Source organism: Acidithiobacillus ferrivorans (genome assembly GCF_016250455.1).
GTDB classification, from domain to species: Bacteria; Pseudomonadota; Gammaproteobacteria; order Acidithiobacillales; family Acidithiobacillaceae; genus Acidithiobacillus; species Acidithiobacillus ferrivorans.
The window spans coordinates 1,776,927-1,792,626 of the sequence record NZ_CP059488.1; the positions used below are offsets into that span (position 1 = coordinate 1,776,927).

General features: G+C 55.0%; 18 protein-coding genes and 1 riboswitch. Of the genes, 10 read left to right on the forward strand and 8 right to left on the reverse strand.

Going from position 1 to position 15,700, the window contains the following annotated elements; all coding sequences use genetic code 11:
- Positions 1-67 precede the first annotated feature (67 nt).
- The 3 genes from H2515_RS08830 to H2515_RS08840 form a co-directional block, all read right to left on the reverse strand.
- Positions 68-916 (reverse strand): ABC transporter ATP-binding protein, encoded by an 849-nt coding sequence (locus H2515_RS08830; RefSeq protein WP_198659867.1) that lies wholly within the window; start codon positions 914-916, stop codon positions 68-70.
- Positions 913-1,695: an ABC transporter permease gene (locus H2515_RS08835; protein ID WP_198659868.1), complete on the reverse strand. Its 783-nt coding sequence runs from the start codon at positions 1,693-1,695 to the stop codon at positions 913-915. The genes H2515_RS08830 and H2515_RS08835 overlap by 4 nt, the downstream gene beginning before the upstream one ends.
- 93 nt (positions 1,696-1,788) lie before the next feature.
- A complete protein-coding gene (locus H2515_RS08840) occupies positions 1,789-2,778 on the reverse strand; it encodes an ABC transporter substrate-binding protein (protein WP_198659869.1) in 990 nt (329 codons plus the stop codon).
- Positions 2,779-2,823: 45 nt separating this feature from the next.
- Positions 2,824-2,920: riboswitch (guanidine-I (ykkC/yxkD leader) on the reverse strand.
- A gap of 384 nt (positions 2,921-3,304) precedes the next feature.
- Between H2515_RS08840 and H2515_RS08845 the strand changes: the two genes are divergently transcribed.
- Positions 3,305-5,359 carry a DNA topoisomerase 3 gene (locus H2515_RS08845; RefSeq protein ID WP_198661446.1) on the forward strand — a complete coding sequence of 685 codons (2,055 nt, stop codon included), beginning with the start codon at positions 3,305-3,307 and terminating at the stop codon, positions 5,357-5,359.
- Positions 5,356-5,604: a hypothetical protein gene (locus tag H2515_RS08850; protein WP_054608944.1), complete on the forward strand. Its 249-nt coding sequence runs from the start codon at positions 5,356-5,358 to the stop codon at positions 5,602-5,604. The genes H2515_RS08845 and H2515_RS08850 overlap by 4 nt, the downstream gene beginning before the upstream one ends.
- A 711-nt stretch (positions 5,605-6,315) precedes the next feature.
- Here H2515_RS08850 and H2515_RS08855 read toward each other — a convergent pair.
- Together H2515_RS08855 and H2515_RS08860 are read right to left on the reverse strand one after the other, a co-directional pair.
- Positions 6,316-6,612, reverse strand: coding sequence for an addiction module antidote protein (locus H2515_RS08855; protein ID WP_012535948.1), 297 nt, complete (start codon positions 6,610-6,612; stop codon positions 6,316-6,318).
- A 2-nt stretch (positions 6,613-6,614) separates the two neighbouring features.
- Positions 6,615-6,932: a type II toxin-antitoxin system RelE/ParE family toxin gene (locus tag H2515_RS08860; protein WP_232821308.1), complete on the reverse strand. Its 318-nt coding sequence runs from the start codon at positions 6,930-6,932 to the stop codon at positions 6,615-6,617.
- Between the two features lie 158 nt (positions 6,933-7,090).
- Here H2515_RS08860 and H2515_RS08865 point away from each other — a divergent pair, with 158 nt between their 5' ends.
- The 8 genes from H2515_RS08865 to H2515_RS08900 all read left to right on the forward strand — a co-directional run bounded on the left by H2515_RS08865 (position 7,091) and on the right by H2515_RS08900 (position 13,247).
- Positions 7,091-7,684, forward strand: a complete 594-nt coding sequence (locus H2515_RS08865) for an HAD family hydrolase (RefSeq protein ID WP_198659870.1) — start codon at positions 7,091-7,093, stop codon at positions 7,682-7,684.
- A complete protein-coding gene (locus tag H2515_RS08870; protein WP_198659871.1) occupies positions 7,681-9,045 on the forward strand; it encodes a conjugal transfer protein TraB in 1,365 nt (454 codons plus the stop codon). Before H2515_RS08865 ends, H2515_RS08870 begins: the two co-directional genes overlap by 4 nt.
- On the forward strand, positions 9,045-9,260 hold the full coding sequence (locus tag H2515_RS08875) for a hypothetical protein (protein ID WP_198659872.1): 216 nt from the start codon (positions 9,045-9,047) through the stop codon (positions 9,258-9,260). Before H2515_RS08870 ends, H2515_RS08875 begins: the two co-directional genes overlap by 1 nt.
- Positions 9,232-9,837, forward strand: a complete 606-nt coding sequence (locus H2515_RS08880) for a S26 family signal peptidase (RefSeq protein ID WP_198659873.1) — start codon at positions 9,232-9,234, stop codon at positions 9,835-9,837. The genes H2515_RS08875 and H2515_RS08880 overlap by 29 nt, the downstream gene beginning before the upstream one ends.
- Before the next feature lie 80 nt (positions 9,838-9,917).
- The gene (locus H2515_RS08885; RefSeq protein ID WP_198659874.1) at positions 9,918-10,313 is read left to right on the forward strand and encodes a hypothetical protein; all 396 of its coding nucleotides are present in this window, start codon (positions 9,918-9,920) and stop codon (positions 10,311-10,313) included.
- A 2-nt stretch (positions 10,314-10,315) separates the two neighbouring features.
- Positions 10,316-11,086 carry a ParA family protein gene (locus H2515_RS08890; protein ID WP_198659875.1) on the forward strand — a complete coding sequence of 257 codons (771 nt, stop codon included), beginning with the start codon at positions 10,316-10,318 and terminating at the stop codon, positions 11,084-11,086.
- Position 11,087: 1 nt separating this feature from the next.
- A complete protein-coding gene (locus tag H2515_RS08895) occupies positions 11,088-12,335 on the forward strand; it encodes a ParB/RepB/Spo0J family partition protein (RefSeq protein ID WP_198659876.1) in 1,248 nt (415 codons plus the stop codon).
- Between the two features lie 348 nt (positions 12,336-12,683).
- Positions 12,684-13,247, forward strand: coding sequence for a hypothetical protein (locus H2515_RS08900; protein ID WP_232821645.1), 564 nt, complete (start codon positions 12,684-12,686; stop codon positions 13,245-13,247).
- A 482-nt stretch (positions 13,248-13,729) separates the two neighbouring features.
- On the opposite strand, the gene H2515_RS16515 is transcribed toward H2515_RS08900, so the two are convergent.
- Genes H2515_RS16515 through H2515_RS08915 form a run of 3 tightly spaced genes read right to left on the reverse strand, consistent with a single transcriptional unit; the run spans position 13,730 to position 15,698 of the window.
- On the reverse strand, positions 13,730-14,233 hold the full coding sequence (locus H2515_RS16515) for a glycosyltransferase family 2 protein (protein WP_198659877.1): 504 nt from the start codon (positions 14,231-14,233) through the stop codon (positions 13,730-13,732).
- A gap of 11 nt (positions 14,234-14,244) precedes the next feature.
- Complete coding sequence (locus H2515_RS08910) at positions 14,245-14,724, reverse strand: GNAT family N-acetyltransferase (RefSeq protein ID WP_198659878.1); 480 nt, start codon at positions 14,722-14,724, stop codon at positions 14,245-14,247.
- Positions 14,721-15,698, reverse strand: a complete 978-nt coding sequence (locus H2515_RS08915; protein ID WP_198659879.1) for a hypothetical protein — start codon at positions 15,696-15,698, stop codon at positions 14,721-14,723. Before H2515_RS08915 ends, H2515_RS08910 begins: the two co-directional genes overlap by 4 nt.
- Positions 15,699-15,700 lie beyond the last annotated feature (2 nt).

Here is a 15,700-nt window from a genome sequence, read left to right on the forward strand (position 1 = left end):
CCTAAAATAACTTACCAATAAAGCAATAAATATTAAAATATTTTATTTTAATTGCCTTCAATAATAACTAATCCTTAGCTACCTTTTGCAACAGATCATCAGTTGCTCTCATCGTAGTAGTAGCTCTGATTCGTGATAGTATTTGCTCTTTAAATTCAAAAAATGAGACGTCATTTTTCTTGACCATTCCAGCTTCGTCGCGATTTACTGATTCAGTCGTAAACGTGGTATCGACACGTCCGGGATTCGCACTCAAAACAATTATACGATCACCCAGAACAATGGCCTCTTCAACATCATGCGTTACAAATATTACTGTTGTTTTTTCTACCTTAAAAAGGTGGTTAACTACCTTGTGCATGGTTTCTCGTGTTTGCGCATCTAGCGCGCCAAACGGCTCATCCATCAGCAGAACTTTCGGGCTGGAAACCAGAGCTCTTGCTATATTGGCGCGTTGCTGCATGCCGCCACTCAGTTGGTTTGGATACAATTCTACTGATTGATCCAATCCCATTAACGTGACTAACGCGTTGCTTCTGTATACTGCGCGGGAAACTTGTTCATCTCGCGCATTCAGGCTAATACGCAATCTTCTAGAAAAAATTATATTGTCCCACACAGTCATCCATGGAAATAAAGTCGACTGCTGGAAAACGACACCTCTATCAGCCCCTGGTCCCTTTACCAAATCTCGGTCAACTGTTATTGAACCTGCAGTTGGCTGGTCTAGTCCAGAAATTAGGCGTAACAGGGTGGATTTGCCACAGCCAGATGCACCAACAATCATCACCTTTTCCCCGGGATTGATATTTAAATTAATATTATCCAGGGCTGGCCAGGTAGATATTTTTTTGTCTTTTCTAATCCTGAAGGACTTACATATTCCTTTGATTTCTACTCTACCAGTACTTATCATTTGTAGCTCCACGCAAAAAATATGCGATGCATTATTCTGAATGATAAATCAAATAACAGACCTAGAAACCCTATTATTATTATTCCAACAAATATTTTTGGCGTGTCCATGAAACGCTGTGCCTGCATAATGGCAAAGCCCAGTCCCCTATCTGCTGCCACCATTTCTGCAATCACCAAGTAAGTCCATGCCCAACCCATGTTTACCCGCAAAATATTAAATATATCAGGCGCCGCACCCCTAAATATGACATAGCTCAAAATTTCTCCTTTCTTGGCACCCATAGTATAGGCAGCCTCAAGATATTTTTGAGGAACATTCCTTACAGCATCCGCTACCATAACAATGATCTGAAAAAATACACCAATGAAAATAATTGATACTTTTGCGGATTCACCAATTCCAATCCAAAGTAAGACCAATGGAATAAAGGCTGACGCAGGCATATAACGAACAAAATCATTTATAGGCTGTAGTAACGCTTCAACAATTTTAAACGTACCGATATATATTCCAATTGGAACGCCGACTACCGCTGCCAGAAGAAAACCTGAAACAACCTGATAAACACTTACATAGGTATCTTCCCAGAGATTGCTGACTGCCCATCGCTCAAAAGATTTAAATACGCGCTCTGGTGAAGGCAAAAAAAGTGCACTGAAAATATGAGTGCCAGATAATATTTGCCAGAAAGCTAGCGGAATCACGAATCCTGCTACTGAGAGTATCACATAAACCCAACGCGGGATCGTATCTCTTATATTAGTTAATGCCATCATAGACTGATCTCACTATTATGGAAGTGGAGCTGTGAGCGTGAAATTCCGAACTAAACGCTCACAACTTCATCTGGCCGATGGGTAACTATTCTGTTACTTTCCTTCAGCCTTTTTAATGAATTCAGGATCAAGAAAATTACTTGGGTTAGGCTCGGCAGAAATCGCGCCAACTTTTTTTAAAAATACAGACGTATCCTTCGTGCTTTTATAGAGAGAGGTGCTCTTTTCTTTCTCTGCAGGATCCATTGCTTCCATATTCAGTTTTGGCCCAAACAATCGCGTCCCGGATAATGCAGTCAAATACACAGCTGGAGATAATTCGACGTGGGGTGCCATAATAGCTGCTGCCTGTTTTGGGTGTTCCTTGATAAATTTTACTGTAGCAAACCATGCCTTTGATAGGTTTACGAATTGCTGTGGATATGCTTTTAGGACACTTTCACGCGCAGCCACTACGTCCGGTATAACACCAGGCGCACTGGCGCTTGAAAACAGTGCGTGTCCGAGTTTTTTATTTTCAATTCGTTGTATCCATGGATTCCACACTCCCGCAGCCTCTACCCGTCCTGCCATTAATGCAGCAGCGGCATTGCCAGTAGACATGTTTACAAAGTGTATAGAGGTTGTGGGGATATTATTTTTCGTTAGTGCATATTCATCAAGATACTGTTCAATTGAATCCATTCTAACTGCAATCGTCTTGCCTTCTAATTGCTTGAAGGTAGTAATGGAGTTGCTTACCATCAACGCATCATTTCCATGTGAATTATCGGTCACCAAAACAACCTTTATGGGAACGCCTTTGTCTACCGGAGCCAAGGTATCAATTAAGGCTTGGCAATTTGCATCTATTTTACCAGCTGACAGCGCTTCCACGGAGGTCATGTAACTGGTAAACCATACCAGCTTAAAATTTGCATGGTATTTTTTTAAATATCCGTTATGTTCTGCTACATACCATGCCACCCAACCTGGCCAGTTGCTTAAACCTAGTGTTATAGGTGCAGCTTCGGCATTTGCTGTCAGTATAAAAGGGGCCAACAAAAGAGTTCCTGTCAACAATAATGTTTTCAACTTTTTCATGATCGTTTCTCCAAAAAAAAATGGGAGATAGCAGCTATAGCTGTTATCTCCCGGGTTTTTATCCCTCCGTGTACCCTGTGCGCCAGGGTGGAAACTCTCGGTCCGAACACCTTTACAGGCTGGAACCCTAGAATCCTACTGCAAATTATGCATTATCCATGCCATCATCAAGGAATTTGCAACTTGCTGATGTTAAATGGGTTGATGTCTAGTGTGGAATTTTTCCCGGCTTCACATTGTGCTATAATAGTGCATAGATTGCACTAGTGCACCAAAATAGTGCGATCATTTATCGGAAAGCCTCCCGTATGCCGTGTGCCCTTGGGTGGAGTCACTGCTCTCCTTCCAGCCCTCCTTATTCAAGAACGAGATTCCGCTAGCACATTCTGTACGTCCGGTTACGCTGCATCTCGGTCGTTCAGATGTACGCCTGCCGGTCAGTGACAGTGACCGACCCAACAACGATCTATACCCTCACGTTGGGGTGACGCAGAGCGTCTACCCGGTAGACGATTGGGGGTACGTGATGAAAGTATATATTGCCGAGAAACCCAGCCTGGGTAAAGGTATAGCCGAGTATCTGCCTGGACCGAAGAACAAGGGTAACGGGTTCATTCAGTGCGGATCCGATACCGTCGTGACCTGGTGCTTTGGGCACATCTTCGAGCAGGAAGAGCCGGACTTCTACACGGCTGATGATGTCCCCACCACACCAAAGGGAAAGAAGCGATGGCGCTTTGAGGAATTGCCCATCTTTCCGGACCAATGGAAGAAGCGGGCGAAGGATGACGCCAAGGCCCAGATCAAGGTGATCCGGGACCTGCTCAGGAAAGCATCGTCCGTCGTCAATGCGGGTGACCCGGACCGAGAGGGTCAACTGCTGGTGGATGAGGTACTGGAAGAGCTCCGCTGGAAAGGGCCTACGCAACGCATCTGGCTGGCAGCCCTCGATGAGCAGTCCGTACGCAAGGCGCTGGCCAGCCTGAAGGACAACCGGGACTATCAGAATCTCAGCAATTCTGCCGAAGCCCGCGCCCGCGCGGACTGGCTCATGGGCATGAATCTCACCCGCGCATTCACGCTGCGCAACAGCGGCGCCGGGGTCGTCTCCGTGGGTCGGGTGCAGACGCCGACCTTGGCTCTGGTCGTGGCCCGTGATGAGAAGATCGAGCACTTCAAACCCAAGGATTACTTCGTTCCCCGGATAAACACCGGATTCTGGACCGTCTGGGAGCTGCGAGAGGATTGCGAGGGTGTCGATGCCGAAGGCTATCTCACCGACCGGAAAGCCGCTGACCGGCTGGCATCCCGGGCCAAAGCAGACGGCAAGGCGACGGTGAAGGATTTCACCAGCGCGGAAAAGCAGCAGCAGGCCCCATTAGGCTTCTCCCTTGCAGAGTTACAAAAGGTCTGCTCCGCCAAGCTCGGCATGTCGGCACAAAATGTCCTTGATGCGGCCCAGGCGCTGTACGAGGAACACAAGGCGGCGACCTATCCACGGACCGATTGCCGCTATCTACCGGAAGAACAGCATGGAGATGCCGGACAGATACTATCCGGGCTGGCAAAGGCTGGGTTTGCGGATCTGGTGAAAGCTGCCGATTCCAACCGGAAGTCGGCCATCTGGAATACGGGCAAAGTGACGGCGCACCACGCCATCATTCCGACCGGCTCCATGCAGGGCTCTATGAGCCCCGCAGTGGGCAAAGTCTACGAGATCATCGTCCGCTCCTATCTCGCGCAGTTCTATCCGCCCTATGTGTACCGAGCGATCAAGGCCCTACTGACTAGCACCGGCGAGGACTGGAAGGCGACTGCCAACATTCCGATCTCCGCCGGCTGGAAAGCCGTTTATGGGATGACCGATGACGATAATGATGACACCCCCACCCAGCCGATCCCGGCGCTCAAAAAGGGACAGAGCCTGACGGTTCAGGATGCGGACGTGCAGGCAAAGCAGACCAAGCCGCTGGCACGATTTACGGATGGATTGCTCATTGAAGCCATGAGCAACATCCACAAGGTGGTTGAGGACGCGGCCGCCAAGGCCAAGCTCAAGGAAACCTCTGGCCTGGGCACGGAGGCCACCAGGGCCAGCATCATTGAAACACTGCTGACCCGGGGATTCCTGGAGCGCAAAGGCAAGCAGATTCTCTCCACCCAGGCTGGGCGGGCGCTGGTTCACGCGCTGCCCAAAGACCTTACGGACCCGGTCCTGACAGCTCGCTGGGAGGATGCCTTGTCATCTGTTTCCGAAGGCCGCGTGACGCTACAGCAGTTCGAGGAAGCGCAGCGCAAATTCGTGGTGCGTATGATCGAGGCGGCCAAGGCGACGACAGTTACTGTCGGCCAGGCACGGCCAACTTCCGGCGCTGGCCGTGGCAAGTCGTCTACCGGAAAAACGCGGGGCGGCGGACAAAAGGCTGGCCCCGCCTGCCCGGACTGCAAGAAGCTGACCATCACCCTGAAGACGAAGAAGGGCGATGCCTTTTTCAAGTGCGAGGGCTGCCAGTCCTGCTGGTGGCCTGACAAGCAGGATGCCAAGAAGCTCGGGACGAAGTGGGGGGCTAGAAAAGAATGAGTACGTTAGAAGAGAAGACTGGATTTCTCACACACAGCAGGATCGAGGGGAAGAGTATTCCTGATTTCACAGGCAAAGCAAAAATCGACGGACAGGTGTATTTGTTGTCCGGTCGGAAATATGTCGGCGAGGATGGCCGTGAATACATTTTCATCCGACTCAGGGATATTTTTGGTGGCCCGGTCAGAAATTCCCGGAAGTCACACATTCAACCACCCGCTCTCGATGATGATGATGACTACTGATATAAAATCGTCTTTCCGAAAAAACGATATCGCCTAATCGTCTACCGGGTAGACGATCCGCGGTTTTCCGCCCGAATGGTATGTGGTCGCGTTATCCCCGCAGCTCCACCGCCTTGTGGACGGCTCCCCTTGCAGGGGACCAGCCGGGCCACGCCCCGGCTTGCCGACCACAACCCAGCCTGCCGCCGGGGGTCCGCTTGGACCCCGCTTCGTTGTCTGAGCTTCGGGCCGTGGATTTCGGGGGTAACGCTTCAAGGTAATCGTCTACCCGGTAGACGGTCGCCCTATTATCGGCTAATAAAATTATCTTCCCGAAAAACGCTGCCCAAAAAAATCGTCTACCGGATAGACGAAAACGCCAAAAAAAAGCGTCTACCGAAAGAAAAGCGGAACGCAAGATAAAGAAGGGGTAATGTGGGCGTTTTTCGGGAAGGCGGTGCCGTTTTCCGGGAAAACGTGGCCGCTGCGCCCGTCTACCCGGTAGACGATCGCCCGCCCCGCTGCCCTGCCCTGCCCCCCCAAAAACAACTGGAGCGCACAATGCGTGGAACGATGTTTGTCAGGAAGATCTCTTCGCTCGATCTCTGTTGCAGCAGTCCTGGTTGTCGTGCGGTGATGGCACACCGGAGCTATCCCGGCTCAGAAAACGGTCGGTACTGGCGAGCATAGCCTACACCTAATAGTCGGTGGCTTTACCGATATGATTAGCGATCATCGGCCCTGTGGGCCCGGTTTTGCCGTAAGTTCAATCCCCAGGACCTTCATGACTGCGAGCGTGGTCTTGAGCGTCGGATTGCCGCGCTCGCTGAATGAGCGGTACAACTGTTCACGCGAAAGACCAGTTTCTCCAGCGATCTGAGCCATTCCCTTGGCGCGGGCCACGACGCCCAGCGCGTGCGCAATGTAGCCGGCGTCTGCAGATTCAAACGCATCGGCCATAAAGGCTGCGATGGCCGCGTCTGATGTCAGCCCTTCGGCAGGGTCAAAGGTAGACAATTTTTCACTCATGGTCATTCTCTCCATTCAGCAGCCAGGCGCTTCGCCACCTTGATGTCCTTCGCTTGCGTGTTCTTGTTGCCACCACAGAGCAAGACGATGATCATGCTCCCTCGTTGCTGAAAATAAACGCGGTACCCGGGGCCATAGTGGATGCGTAACTCACTTATACCCTCTCCCACTGGCTCCGCGTCGCCGATCAACCCATAAGCGAGGCGATCCAGACGACCGGCAACGATACCGCGAGCTCGTTCATCTTTGAGCTTCGTCCACCACCTTCTGAAGGTCTCTGTTTGCTTGAGCTCGGTCATCGCACGGGGATTGTAGTTCATAAACTACTAAAGGCCAAGCTTCTGTTCCCATGCTTTTCAAACCTTCGTACCAAACTTTTGATAGTCCGTCGGAATCCTGCCGCTGACCCGCATTCGATCTATACCCCGCCAACGGGTGGGCATACATCGTCTACCCGGTAGACGATAGGGGGTGTCTGATGAATCCGATTGTGGTGTTTGACCTGGACGGTGTGCTGCTGGACTTTGCCGCTTCCTGGGCGCAGTGCGCCTCGTGGGAACTGGGCAGGCCCATCCAGAAAGTCTCCGATGCCTATGACCTTCAAGAGCGTTTCGCGCTGAGCGCGAGGGAGTGTCATCGGGTATGGTTCGCGTTCCATCGGGATACCTGGTGGGAGAGGGTACCGTCCCATGATTCTGCATGGGATGCCGTCTGCAACGTGGAGGCAGCCGGGGCCAGCATCTGGGCCGTCACCAATGTCGATACCCAGTGGGTTCACGCCCGGGCGATCTCGCTAGGGGGCCTGATCCCCTCGGGCCGCATCATCTGCCTAGGCGAGCATGCTTCTGCCCATCATCGGGCGGGAATCCTGGAAGATCTGCGTGCCCAGGCTTTTGTGGATGACCAGGCGGTCAACGTCAACGCGGCGGTGGGCATCATCGCCGCTCCGGTACTCCTGCACCGTGGCTACCAGGGGCAGGAAGAGCCCGCTCATGGTGTGACCGTGATTGATGATCTGCTGGATTTCCCTGTGGTGATTGAGTCCCTCTTCAAAGCGGCTCGTTCAGCATGACGGTCCATCGCTCCACCGTCTACCCGGTAGACGGTTCGCGGAGCAGAACCTCGCCCCTTTTCCGATTCTCCGCCCCTACACTCCTGGGTGCCATGGTTGGTACCCTGGCCTGGCCTCACGCCATCTGGCTTGCGCCACTGGCCTTTCTGCTTTTGCCCGCCTTGAACAAGCGTTACTGGTTGGCGCCATTCGCGCTGATGTTTGGCTACCACCTGGCGACAACCTACGGCCTCATCAAAGGCACGTCGGTATTCTTCCCACACTCCGGACTATTTCTCGGTATTGGGTTTTGGTCGCTATCGTCCCTGGCCTTTGCCCTGCCCTATCTGGCGTACCCGTACATTGCTCTGTATTTCCGTGGCTGCAGCCTTGCAGGCGGCGGTTTTGGCGCGGTCACGGCCACTATCATTACCTCTGCTGTCTCGACGATTCTGCCACCCCTGGGGATCATCGGCTGGACTTCCCCCTGGCTCGGCGCCATAGCCGCAGGCCCAACCGGCATCCTGCTGACCGTTCTGGGGATCTTCGCTCTGGGCTACTGGGAGCGGAAGAATCAGGATATCCCGGTGTGTTTACTGATGGCCGGGATCGTCGTCTTCAATCTCTGGCTTCTGGGTTTTGCCTTCCCTGCCCTGGCCGAGCGGGTGCCGGCACTGGATGACATGATGGGTCACCCGCTGCCCACAGCGCCCGCTGGCTGGGTGGGCATCAATACCCACCTGGGTCGCCTGCGTTCCAATCTTTCCTATGTCGATGCGTCCATGGAAATGGCTCCCAAGGTTTTGGCGGATCTGCGCTCTGGCGACAACGTGGTGTTACTTCCGGAAACCGTGGCCGGGCCCTGGCTGCCTGGCACCCGGGCCATCTGGCGTCCGGTCATCCGCTGGACGGCGCGACATCCAGAACAAATCGTGTTGCTCGGGGCCGATGTGCCCCTTGCAAGGTGCCAACCCTTGGCAGGGTGCGAGCCCCATGGGCGGGACTTGCGCCCTGCGAAGGGTTATCTGGATGCTCTGGTGAAGATCCAGGATGGCCACCAGACGGTACTGCCGGATCACATCCCGGTGCCTTTCTCGATGTGGCATCCGTGGCACCCCCGTAACAGCTTCCGGATGGCCCCGTTTTCCCGGAAACCGGAAACCACGGAGATTGACGGCAAAAAAGTCGGCTATCTCATCTGCTATGAGCAACTGCTGATGTGGCCTGCCCTTGATCTATACCCGCATGGGATTCAGGTCCTGCTGGCTCCGGCCAATGACTGGTGGGCACGAGGGACGGACATCCCGGCCATCCAGAGGGCTTCGGCAAAAGCCTGGGCAGCGTTTTTTAGGGTGCCAGTATTATTTGCGATGAATCACTGATGAGGCAGAAAAAAGTGAACCTCTGCATCCGGCGGCTGGACGAAAAACTGATCGCGTTCTTTGCCCGGCCCGGCCCGCGCAATATGGCTGAAGCCATGCTATGGGGGGCCACCCATATCGAGTGGCTATTCTTCTTCCCCTTTCGGCTATTGACAGGCCCCGCACGTTTTTTTCTGGAGCGCCGCCATGCAAAGCATGTCCGTCACCATCGCTAAGCGGCTGCCGCCTGCAAGGCTGCTCTGGTGGGGCGCATGGGCGATCATCGGTGTCCTGGTGCTGAATGCTGTCGTAGGTCTATGGATGCAGCACGACCACCTGGTCTTCAATGATTCCACCTGCGAGTCCGTCGGCTTCTACAAACTGCTGGGTTCACCCTATCCGCTCCACGACGGGGAACTCGTCGAGGTCGAGATTCCCGGCCCTGCCCATCACGCCGCCGTCGCGGAGGGCCTGAAGTACCACTGGTTTCCCGCTGGACAGCCGTGGATCAAAAATATCGCAGCTGTTACTGGTCAGACGGTAAAGCTGGCGAGATCAGGGGTCCGGGTAGATGGGCACATGCTGCCGAACTCCCGGGTCGATCGCTGGACGCCAGGCCATCATCACCGAATTATTCACTATCCGTTTGGCATGTATCACCTGAAGCGTGGTCAGGTCTGGCTCTACGCCCCGGGGAATTATGCCTTCGACTCCAGCTATTATGGGCCGATCCCTGAATCCCACATCCTGCAACGGGCGGCTCCCTGGTGGACCATCCCCGGGAGCCAGTTCTGGCTCGGAAAGGGAGATTGATGGGAAATCGTCTACCCGGTAGACGACATGACCCAGCGCCGATCTATACCCATACCTAAAATGGTCAATCCGGGAAAAGCATGCTGACGCCCTCGCTCTTCAATGGTAAGCCCTATGCGGGTGAATCAGTGGTTATCCCGCTAAAGATGCACCTGTACATCCAGGCCCTGGCCTTCGTTCAGGGGATGACGCTTCGGGCCGTCCATGAGGACTGCGCTTCCCGGTTTCTGGCCGAAAAAGCGTGGGAGAAAGGACTTCGATGGCGGGATGGGCACCGCCCAGCCTTGGCCGACCCGGAATGGGTGGAAGTGAACGTGCGGATTCCCTGCGATCTGGCGGACAACCTGGTAGAGGTCAGCCACCGGAACGGAGTCGGCCTGCCCGATGTGCTCTATACGATGTTGTATTGGTATTCCTGGGTTCTGTACCCGCCACTGCATGAGCAGGAGCGGCGGAAAGCGCGAGAAGAGAGATAGACATGACACAGATCATTACCGTGACCAATCAAAAGGGCGGAGTAGGCAAGACCAGTCTCGCCGTTCACATAGCAGCTTATGCCAGTATGGCGGCGAAGAAAAAGACCCTGCTCGTGGATATGGACGGCCAACGCAACGCCACCTTTATCACTACAGGTGAGCCGAATGGCCGAGGTAAGTCTGTATTGGATCTGTGGGACAGGGACGCCAGCCTGGATTTCCAGGGCACCCGGTTTGGGGATCTGAAAATCCTGCCAGGCCACCAGCATGTACATCTGGTTGAAAAGCAGGGATTGAAGGCCGGACAGGAGGCGATGAGCCGTTTGCTGAACATCGATTTTGATGTGGTGGTCATCGACACCCCACCAGCCGCCGGCGTGCAGCAGCTGGCTCCGCTCTATCTGGGCGGGTTGTTGGTGGCACCCGTGGAGCCCGACCTGTTGGCGTTGCAGGGGCTCACTTCGCTGCTCAAGGTATGGCGGGAGATCGCCTCGCAGGTCGATCTGGGATTGTCCCTGGTTATCAACAAGCGGGTTTTGAACTCCACGAATCAGCAGATGGTCGTGGATACGATCATCGGGTCCGCTTTTGGTCAGTATGTGCTTCCGGTGCACCTGACGAATCGGCAGATTGTATCCAACGCCATGAAACAAGGGATGCCGGTCTGGAAGCTGGATCCGAAAGACGCGGCAGCGGCGAAATGGGCCATGGCCTGCAAGATGATTTTGGAAACGGACCGGGTGCCGACAGAAGAAACGGTGAAGGAGGGATAAGATGGCAAAGGTAGATCTTTCAGAGAATCTCTTTGATGAGATGAAGCGCACGCTGGCCGAAATGGCGGGAGACTCCGGCGAGACCGATGCCAAAACCAATCGTCTACCCGGTAGACGAAATTCGGGGTTTGCACCCGGCAAGGGGCAGGAAGCGGCCCCGGCGGATGAACAGAATACCGTTGCGGGCGGAACGGTCGGCGGCGGGAAGGTATCGGCGCTCTTTCTGGAGTTGTCGGAGATCGAGCCGGACCCGGAGCAACCGCGCAAGACGTTTGTGGCATCCGGGGCGCAGGATGCCATCGACAATGATCTGGAATTGCTGAAGGAAAGCATCTTGCAGCATGGGGTATTGCAGCCCATCGCGGTACGTCATGTCGCGTCGGGAACGTATCGGATCATAGCGGGCGAGCGGCGCTGGAGGGCATCCATGGCCGCCCGGGACAGCGGCCAGCCTTGCCGTCGCAAGGGCTATGACCTGTCCCGGATTCCAGCCGTGATCCTGGAACCCGACACAGACGCTGACCGGCTGGAAATGCAGCTGGTCGAAAACCTGGCGCGAGCGGATATGACGCCCGTGGATACAGCGAAGGCCGTAAAGCAGCTGATGGATAGCCTGGACACCAAGCCGAGCCTGTCGGATCTGGGCAAGCGGCTGGGTCGATCCAAAGCATGGGTACACCAGATGCTCTCTCTGGGGAGCGAAGATGCGCGGGCTGTGGCAGAGTATCTGGGCGTGCCGCTGGAGTCCATCGGACAAACGGACATCAGTCGCATGAAAGGATGGATGAAGGATGAGGACAAGCGCATCGTGCTGGACGCCATCCGTGCCAGCCTGCAAGCCGGGGAAACCCTCTCCCGCGTGCTGGTGGATAGAGAGGAAGATCGGTACGAACGAAGTTTGAGCGGAAAACCGCAGGAGGTAGGTATGCAACAGGAAGATGGGACCGTGAGGGCTTTTGATGCCAATGGGGAAGAAGTGGACTTGTCCACGATCGATATGCACAACGTCGATAGCGATGAGGACATCGAGGATGGGGGCGCCGTTGACGAGAACGGAGTGGTTGTCGGAGATCCGGCGAATGATGCGCAGAAGGTTGGCAGCCTGCCGGGAGCATCCCTGCCGAAGCAGGTGACGGTGACGCTTCCCCGCCCACTGCTGGAGCGAGCCTTTGAGAAGGCCGGGCGCGAATTACCCGGGACGATGGGAACGGTGGAGATCGTCGAGGTCTTGGAGATGGTGTTAAATTAAGGGTCGGGTAATGTCATGTATCACCGCCAATGAACGGCCGCAATCAGTGATCAAACCGCCAACAGCGGCAGGGCAGCGAAAGCGATCATTCACCTTCGATCTGAGGAGGAGTATTATCGAACATCGCCTGAGGCTATGCGTTTAGGACACCGAAGGAATGCAATTCATCACCCACGGTCCGGACATCCCGGATACGCTGTTACAGGCGCACGAAGAGGATCGCGTAGTATTTTTCTGCGGCGCTGGCATTTCTTACCCTGCTGGGTTGCCAGGATTTAAAGAACTGGCAAAGCAGCTCTACAATCGGCTATTCATTACGCCAGTTTTTTTATGCAGGTGCGCAGGCGATTGTCGCTCCTTGAGCGTCCTATTACGACGGCCAGTGGTGCCAGCCGTACTTGGTACGGCTATAGTGCCTACAACCCGGAAACCATCGTGAAGATGCTGGGCATCTTCCGGGTGTTCTATAACTATTATCTCGCTGGGCAGGACAAGAAGACGCCGGCAATGCGGCTGGGACTAGCCAAAGGCAAGGTTAGTCTGGAAGATATTATTTACCTGAAGATTAGACATTCAGCACGGCTCCGCCGGGTTTTTTATCGCCTTTCTTTCGGCGAATGCGCACACACCTTTCGCCAACGGCTAGGCTTTGCCGGGGGATATTTACTGGTTTTCAGTCCCCGGATCGCCTCCAGTCCCACCTTGCCCTTGAATGCTGCCCCATACACTTTCCGTTTTCCTGCGCTCATCGCCTTCTCCCTACCAGACAACAAGCTTAAACCACTGTCTCAAATATGGGGACCACTATATACTGCAGGGTACTCACTGCGATCCCCACCCGGGGAGACCGCTGGACTCTCCCTTGCGGAGGATTTCGGCAAGTGGTCCCTCTTCTTCATCGGCCATCTTTAGCATCAGCCCCAGCAACCGGCCTGACGACATGGTGCCTGATGTCCTGCGAACCGATTTTGCCAGCGCAGCGAGCCTAGGCAGCACATTGGCTTCATCGTCGTAGATGGCAGGCAGTAGGCTGAAAAGAGCGATCTGGTGTCTTTGCCTCGATCGCACAAGACGGCCCAAAGCAGGCCAGCTATGAGGTGAACGCAGGAATCGCTCTGCTTCGCCGGACGCACCCCAGGCTTCCGTCCATTGGGTCTGTCGGGGAAAGCCTGAGCAGGCGAAATAGCCGGGAGCCTGCGTTCTAAGCCGCCGACGTGATGGAAGGGCCTGGGCACTTTCCACTCGGTCACGCCAAACCTTACCTCTGCTCCTGGCTCGCATGAAGAGCCGCGTTGTCTCGGCCAAGATCAGTTCGCCTTGGTCATCGATTTCGTCCTGGTGCTCACCCCACGCACGATAGTCAGCTAGCGAGAATGCGCAAACCTTGTCGTCCACTATGACTTGCCTCTCTTCCGGCGCCAACCAACGCTCCATGCCATTATCGATCTCCCGGCAGAGCTGCCCGAACACAGGAAACTCGAGATTGAACTCGCGGCTGGTGACGGAACTCGCTTCCAGAAGGTGTCCGCGACCGCCACAATGAGCGTCAACCATGGTCTGAGGTAGTCAGGCAAATAGATCGTGTCGGCGTCAGCCTGAAGGATGAGCACGTCCTCTTCAGGCACCTGGTCTCGCTGAGCTACGTCAATAACCTTGGCCATGCCCGCCCGCCTGGCGGCGACATAGCCGCGTCTGTGTTCCTGGGTGATCAAGACATGCCCAGGCGGCGACGCTCGCTGGATCGCCAACATCAACTTGGCCGTTCCGTCGCTTGAGCCGTTGTCCACGAGAACCAATCGTCCAGGCGGCTCCAGCCCATCCCCAAATCCCAGCGACGCGCATGTCGCCGTGATGCAGTCCTCTTCGTTCAGACATGGAATGACGATGAATATCTCCATTGCCGGATTACTCAGATGGAGAGATCCGTCCGTGGTCTTACCCAGCGAAGAATGAGCTGTATGAATCCCGACGGAGTGGCATCCACGAATCCAGCCGCCTCTGCAGCGCGCCGCGAAGCGACATTTGACCGACGTATATGGGCGTAGACGGTCTCGTGGACGCTCAGCTGGCAAGCCTTCGCGTAGCCAACGCGACCAATACCTCGTCCCTGGCTCTTGATGTTCAGATAGATCTGCAATGATGCATGACGGCCTATCGGCGGCTCATCGATCACGTTGATGTAGACCTCGCCTGCCCGGACTCCATTGACTTCAATGCGCCACTTCCCGCCGCCCGGGCCTTTGCCTTTCCCAGGCGTTCCGGCGATCGATATCAGATCCACTTCACTGGCGGAGACCTTCGCCTCCGCCGTCCGCAGCTTAACGGGCCGCGGCTTGGGCGTCTCCCTGGCCGGTCGCGTGCGTTTGGGTGCACTGGCATGGTGTGTCATAGGATTCGCGCCAGGCCGGTCCGCAAATGCCGGTCAACAGGTTGCCAGAATTCTGCCGGGAAGAACCCAGGAGAGTAAGCAATGGACACATCCTCGATAATCACTTTTGATGCCGCCAAAGCATTGATGAGATCATCAACTTTCGAGAGCATCGTCGGCAGGTTCGGGTCAAATCTTGGGGCGCGCATAAGCCAAGCCGAATCGCCGTCGTAGCGATTATTGAAGTAGTCCATGTCAATGTGAACAAGCGCTGGACGACCCTCGATGTTGCGCGACCACATCGCCGTATCACTGGTCCCCAGATAGCTCTCGGTATCGGTCGCTCCCTCGACGAGATCAATAGCAAGCCGCTCAGCATCCGGATCCAGCAGGGTGTCAGGAGCAATGGTGAGCGAGAGCATTTGTCGCACATCGGCCTGCATCTTCGGCGGCTGACAGAGATGCCGCACGGTCGCTTGCGGGCACTGCCATAGAAAGGGTGTCATGAAACTCCCCATACCAATGGCGCCGCTTTCGATTGCCTGCCGCACGGTCAATGGATCCGTCAAACGCACTTCCTCTTTGGTGATCGCATCAACCAGCGCGCCGTTGACCAAGTGCAGTCGTGGTGATCCCAGATCACGGTGATCGTCCACGTGCAGGATAACGACTTGCTCGGACGTGCTGGATGGAACTCGAGCCAACCATTCGCACCAACTCAGAAGCGTCCACGTGTCGTAGAGCGAGGTCATGATGCGGCCGTCACGCCTCCATGCCGACCACATGGAACCCAACGAGACTCCTCGTCCCCACCAGCGCAGGCCGACTTGCAGGGCTGGATCGACATGCCTCTCTGCCTCGTCGGGCCAACTCAGATGAAGATGGACGTCGCCGACGGACTCGATCGCGACCGCATCCTTGTCGCAAAAGTAGTCCCGCAGGAAGCCGTGCCAACTGGCGGGGTCTTGCGGGAGTCGACCTCTGGGTACACGCATGC

What these genes read in the sequence shown, in the direction of transcription:
- H2515_RS08870 (WP_198659871.1), top strand. Translation starts at nt 7,681, where the DNA reads ATGACGGTCCATCGCTCCACCGTCTACCCGGTAGACGGTTCGCGGAGC.
- H2515_RS08840 (WP_198659869.1), bottom strand. Translation starts at nt 2,778, where the DNA reads ATGAAAAAGTTGAAAACATTATTGTTGACAGGAACTCTTTTGTTGGCC.
- H2515_RS16515 (WP_198659877.1), bottom strand. Translation starts at nt 14,233, where the DNA reads ATGGAGATATTCATCGTCATTCCATGTCTGAACGAAGAGGACTGCATC.
- H2515_RS08860 (WP_232821308.1), bottom strand. Translation starts at nt 6,932, where the DNA reads ATGAACTACAATCCCCGTGCGATGACCGAGCTCAAGCAAACAGAGACC.
- H2515_RS08890 (WP_198659875.1), top strand. Translation starts at nt 10,316, where the DNA reads ATGACACAGATCATTACCGTGACCAATCAAAAGGGCGGAGTAGGCAAG.
- H2515_RS08865 (WP_198659870.1), top strand. Translation starts at nt 7,091, where the DNA reads ATGAATCCGATTGTGGTGTTTGACCTGGACGGTGTGCTGCTGGACTTT.
- H2515_RS08830 (WP_198659867.1), bottom strand. Translation starts at nt 916, where the DNA reads ATGATAAGTACTGGTAGAGTAGAAATCAAAGGAATATGTAAGTCCTTC.
- H2515_RS08835 (WP_198659868.1), bottom strand. Translation starts at nt 1,695, where the DNA reads ATGATGGCATTAACTAATATAAGAGATACGATCCCGCGTTGGGTTTAT.
- H2515_RS08850 (WP_054608944.1), top strand. Translation starts at nt 5,356, where the DNA reads ATGAGTACGTTAGAAGAGAAGACTGGATTTCTCACACACAGCAGGATC.
- H2515_RS08855 (WP_012535948.1), bottom strand. Translation starts at nt 6,612, where the DNA reads ATGAGTGAAAAATTGTCTACCTTTGACCCTGCCGAAGGGCTGACATCA.
- H2515_RS08915 (WP_198659879.1), bottom strand. Translation starts at nt 15,698, where the DNA reads ATGCGTGTACCCAGAGGTCGACTCCCGCAAGACCCCGCCAGTTGGCAC.
- H2515_RS08885 (WP_198659874.1), top strand. Translation starts at nt 9,918, where the DNA reads ATGCTGACGCCCTCGCTCTTCAATGGTAAGCCCTATGCGGGTGAATCA.
- H2515_RS08895 (WP_198659876.1), top strand. Translation starts at nt 11,088, where the DNA reads ATGGCAAAGGTAGATCTTTCAGAGAATCTCTTTGATGAGATGAAGCGC.
- H2515_RS08910 (WP_198659878.1), bottom strand. Translation starts at nt 14,724, where the DNA reads ATGACACACCATGCCAGTGCACCCAAACGCACGCGACCGGCCAGGGAG.
- H2515_RS08845 (WP_198661446.1), top strand. Translation starts at nt 3,305, where the DNA reads ATGAAAGTATATATTGCCGAGAAACCCAGCCTGGGTAAAGGTATAGCC.
- H2515_RS08880 (WP_198659873.1), top strand. Translation starts at nt 9,232, where the DNA reads ATGCAAAGCATGTCCGTCACCATCGCTAAGCGGCTGCCGCCTGCAAGG.
- H2515_RS08875 (WP_198659872.1), top strand. Translation starts at nt 9,045, where the DNA reads ATGAGGCAGAAAAAAGTGAACCTCTGCATCCGGCGGCTGGACGAAAAA.